4 protein-coding genes and 1 pseudogene are annotated in these 3,832 nt (G+C 67.3%); 3 read left to right on the top strand and 2 right to left on the bottom strand.

Features of this window, described 5'->3' with window-relative positions; genetic code table 11:
• Window positions 1–278: CBS domain-containing protein (locus tag B2R83_RS22650; protein ID WP_292045249.1), on the top strand; the 278-nt coding region annotated here is incomplete at its 5' end.
• A 25-nt stretch (window positions 279–303) separates the two neighbouring features.
• On the opposite strand, the gene B2R83_RS22645 is transcribed toward B2R83_RS22650, so the two are convergent.
• Together B2R83_RS22645 and B2R83_RS22640 are read right to left on the bottom strand one after the other, a co-directional pair.
• A complete protein-coding gene (locus tag B2R83_RS22645; protein WP_292045247.1) occupies window positions 304–996 on the bottom strand; it encodes a UPF0149 family protein in 693 nt (230 codons plus the stop codon).
• Window positions 997–1,100: 104 nt separating this feature from the next.
• A complete protein-coding gene (locus B2R83_RS22640) occupies window positions 1,101–2,141 on the bottom strand; it encodes an alpha/beta hydrolase (protein ID WP_292045245.1) in 1,041 nt (346 codons plus the stop codon).
• A 166-nt stretch (window positions 2,142–2,307) separates the two neighbouring features.
• Here B2R83_RS22640 and B2R83_RS22635 point away from each other — a divergent pair, with 166 nt between their 5' ends.
• Window positions 2,308–3,315 carry a serine/threonine protein kinase gene (locus B2R83_RS22635; RefSeq protein ID WP_292045244.1) on the top strand — a complete coding sequence of 336 codons (1,008 nt, stop codon included), beginning with the start codon at window positions 2,308–2,310 and terminating at the stop codon, window positions 3,313–3,315.
• 99 nt (window positions 3,316–3,414) lie between these two features.
• Window positions 3,415–3,832 (top strand): annotated as a pseudogene (locus B2R83_RS22630) (hypothetical protein); the annotation flags it as partial.

Genomic DNA, 3,832 nt, shown 5'->3' with positions numbered 1-3,832 from the left:
CGGCCGGCGGCAGCGCCAGCCGCCCCTTGCCGGCGCGCGCGCGGCGGGCCACGGCGCTGCTGTTCGGGCGCGATACGGCGCCGACGGTCGGTCAGCTGGTCGAGGCGGATTTCGTCGCCGTGCGCAGCACGGCGCCGGTGACGGCGCTGCTCACCCGCTTCCATGAGGGAGCGAAGCAGGTGTTCGTGGTGGACGAGGAGGGCAGGCTGGCCGGGATGGTGCAGCCCGGCGACCTGCTGGTGGGACTGGATCTGGGCCTGACGGAAGCGGCTGCGTGAGCAGCCGCTGTCACACGGAAGCTGCTTAGCCGGCGTCGGCGCCGCAGCACTTCTTGTACTTCTTGCCGCTGCCACAAGGGCAGTCGTCGTTGCGGCCGACCTTCGGCTCCTCCCGCTTGACGGTCTCGACCGCGCCCTTGCGGCGCGGCGCCCAGTAGCGGTAGATGGCCGGGATGTTGGCTTCGATCTCCAGCGCCAGTTGATGGGCCTTGCGCGGGTCTTCGACTTCCGGCAGTTCGGATTCCTCGATCTCGTCGGCGCCGAGCAGGTAGATCGGGCGCATCAGTTCGGCCACTTCCGAATCCCAGATCTCGTCCCATGAGCCGGGGCGCAGTTCCATGCCTTCCCAGAAGCCCCAGCACCAGGCCTCGGCGTCGATCAGGGCCTCGCCCTCGAATTCATGCTCGACGAACAGCGGCTCGAACTCCTTTGGTGCGGCTTCGAAGGTGATCAGCACTTCGTTCATGAAGCGCATGATCAGGTTGATGATGCGCTGCTCTTCCTTCGGGTTCTTCCAGTTCGGCGCCTGCTTGCCATCCTCGCCCCAGACGCGCGGGAGCCATTCGGCCGGCATGATTGTTTCCGGGCCGATTGCGATCGCGGTCAGGTAGCCGTGCAGGGTGTCCATCGTCATCGCGTCCTCGGGGGAGCGGTCGGACAGCAGGAACTGGTCGAGTTCGTCGAATTCTTTATCGGTAAGGGGCTCGTCGAGATGCATGGGGTGCTCTTGTTGCGTTTTGAAGGCGCCAGTGTAACGCCTGCGCGGGACAAGGGCGTAAAAATCGTGCGCCGGCGGCGCACGATCGCCACGGCGGATGCGGCTTACTTCCTGGCGGCGAATGCTTTCATTAAGGCATCCGCTGCATACTGCTCGGCTTGCTTCGCCTTGGGCAGCACCGCTCCCATGCCGAAGAATTCGTGCGTCACGCCGCTCCATGCACGGTAATCGACCTGCACCCCATCCTTCTTCAGCTTGTCCGCATATTGCTTGCCCTCGGTGAGCAGCGGGTCGATCTCGGCCGCCACGATGGTGGCTGGCGGCAGGCCCTTGAGCGAGGCCGCCTTCATCGGCAGCGCGTACGGATTCGTTGGGTCGCCCCCGTAGTGCTTGAAGAACCAGCCCATCATCGCCTTGTTGAGCGGCTTCGCATTCGCGTTGCGCTTGTAGGAGGCGTTGTTCATGTCGTCGTTCACCACCGGGTAGACCAGCAGCTGGTGCAGCGGCAGCTGCGCCTTGCGGTCGCGCGCCATCATCGACACCACGGCGGCCAGGTTGCCGCCCGCCGATTCGCCGCCGACCGCGATGCGGGCCGGATCGCCGCCCAACTCGCGGGCATGCTCGATCGTCCACAGGTAGGCCGCATAGGCGTCTTCGGGCGCGGTCGGGAAGCGATGCTCGGGGGCCTGGCGGTAGTCGACCGACACCATAATGGCCTTGGCCATCTTTGCCAGCGCGCGCGGCGATGCCTCGTAGACCTCGGTGTCGGCGATCACGAAGCCGCCGCCGTGGAAGTACACCATGACCGGAAAGGGGCCGCTGCCTTCGGGCGTGAAGATGTGTACCGGGACCGAGCCGCCCTTGACCGGCACCGCCATCGTCTTCTTCGTCACGCCCGGTTCCGGCGCGCCGCTCTTGCCCATCTCGGTCAGTACCTTCTTGACCGCGTCGGCCGGGGGCGGCTGCTTGCGCGCCGCGGCCGGGGTCAGGGTTTCGATCGGCTTCGGGTCCAGGGACGCGTGGGCGTCCAGCACTTTCTGCATGTCGGCATCGGCCTTCGGCGGCTGCGGCGACTGGGCCTTGGCCGCGTTCCAGACGAGTGCGGCGGCTACGGCCGTCAGCGCCAGGGGAATCGCTTTCTTCATATTCTTTTCCTCGGTAAAGGCCGTATGCCACGCGAGTGCGCTCAGGTACGTGCCAAATTCGATAATTGCGCAGGCCGCTATGCACGTTCTGCCCTGAATCTAACCAAATTCGTCAAATTTAAAAGGAGGCTTAGGCGGGATGGCGGCTGCCGCTTACAATGCGTGAATGGAGAATTCGACGACTGAAACAAGCGCTCACGCCCATCCGTTCGCCCGGCTCGACCCGCAAACGGTGCTGGAGGCCGTCGAGAGCGTCGGCCTGTACGGCGACGGCCGCCTGCTGGCGCTCAACAGCTACGAGAACCGCGTCTACCAGGTCGGCCTGGAAGAGGGGGCGCCGGTGGTCGTCAAGTTCTACCGGCCGGCGCGCTGGAGCGACGCCGCCATCCTCGAGGAACACGCCTTCGTGGAAGAGCTGGCGCAGCGGGAAATCCCGGTGGTGCCGGCCACCAGCATCGACGGGCGCACGCTGCACAGCTTCGCCGGCTACCGCTTTTCCGTGTTCCCGCGCCGCGGCGGACGCGCGCCCGAACTGGGCGACCCCGCTACCCTGGAATGGATCGGCCGCTTCATCGGCCGCATTCATGCGGTCGGCGCGGCGCGGCCCTACCAGCACCGGCCCGAGATCAACCCGCAGACCTTCGGGCGCGAACCTTTCGAGTTCCTGCGCGCCAACAGCTTCATCCCGCCCGAGCTGGCCGCCACCTATGCCAGCGTGGTCGAGCAGGCGCTCGAGGGCGTCGCGCGCTGCTACGACCGGGCCGGCGCGCTGCCGCTCCTGTGCCTGCACGGCGACTGCCACGGCGGCAACGTGCTATGGACCCCGGATGGCCCGCACTTCGTCGACTTCGACGACAGCCGCATGGGACCGGCGGTGCAGGACCTGTGGATGCTGCTCTCGGGCGAGCGCCAGGAGATGGTGGGCCAGATGGCCGACGTGCTGGCCGGCTACGAGGATTTCTGCGACTTCCACCCGCGCCAGCTCTACCTGGTCGAGGCGCTGCGCACGCTGAGACTGATCCATTATTCGGCCTGGCTGGCGATGCGCTGGGATGACCCGGCCTTCCCGGCGGCCTTCCCGTGGTTTAACACCCAGCGCTACTGGCAGGACCGGATCCTCGAACTGCGCGAGCAGGTGGCGCTGATGGATGAGCCGCCGCTGTGGCCGGTATAGCCCGGTGCCGTGGTTTTGCCGTCCAGTTCGGCGTGACACGCGCGCGCGATTTCCCGGATAATCAGATGGACGCAAGCTGCGTCCTCACCGAAAACGACCATGGAACCCATCAAGCCCGAGCACGAGAAGTACGACGATAGCGACTTCACGATCGACCTGTCGAATGCCGGCAGCGTCGTTCCGGAGGCGCCGGCCGAGCCCGCGCCGGCCCCGGCTGCCGCCCGCGGCCCGATGGACATGCGCGAGATCCATGAGGCCATCGCCCGCGTCGAGGCCGAAGCCAAGGCCAATGTCGCCGCCGAGAGCCGCGCCCATGCCGAGGCGCGCGCCCGTTCGCTGGCCGAGGAGCGCGCCGCGCTGGACGCGGCCGCGACCGCCGCCGCGCTGGCCAATGCTCAGGCCTCCGAAGAGGCGATCGCCGCCGACCGCGACCGCCTGGAGTCGCTGCGCGCCGCCGCCCAGGCCTCCAGCGAGCGGCTGGAGGCGATCCGCCAGGAGACCGCCGAGCTGCGCGCCC

Source organism: Massilia sp. UBA6681, assembly GCF_002454935.1.
Taxonomy (GTDB): Bacteria; Pseudomonadota; Gammaproteobacteria; order Burkholderiales; family Burkholderiaceae_D; genus Telluria; species Telluria varians.
The sequence above is the reverse complement of the archived record's forward strand: the minus strand, read 5'-3'. Positions and strand labels throughout refer to the sequence as shown.

Coding starts and splice junctions, on each gene's coding strand:
- B2R83_RS22645 (WP_292045247.1), bottom strand. CDS start 996: ATGCATCTCGACGAGCCCCTTACCGATAAAGAATTCGACGAACTCGAC.
- B2R83_RS22640 (WP_292045245.1), bottom strand. CDS start 2,141: ATGAAGAAAGCGATTCCCCTGGCGCTGACGGCCGTAGCCGCCGCACTC.
- B2R83_RS22635 (WP_292045244.1), top strand. CDS start 2,308: ATGGAGAATTCGACGACTGAAACAAGCGCTCACGCCCATCCGTTCGCC.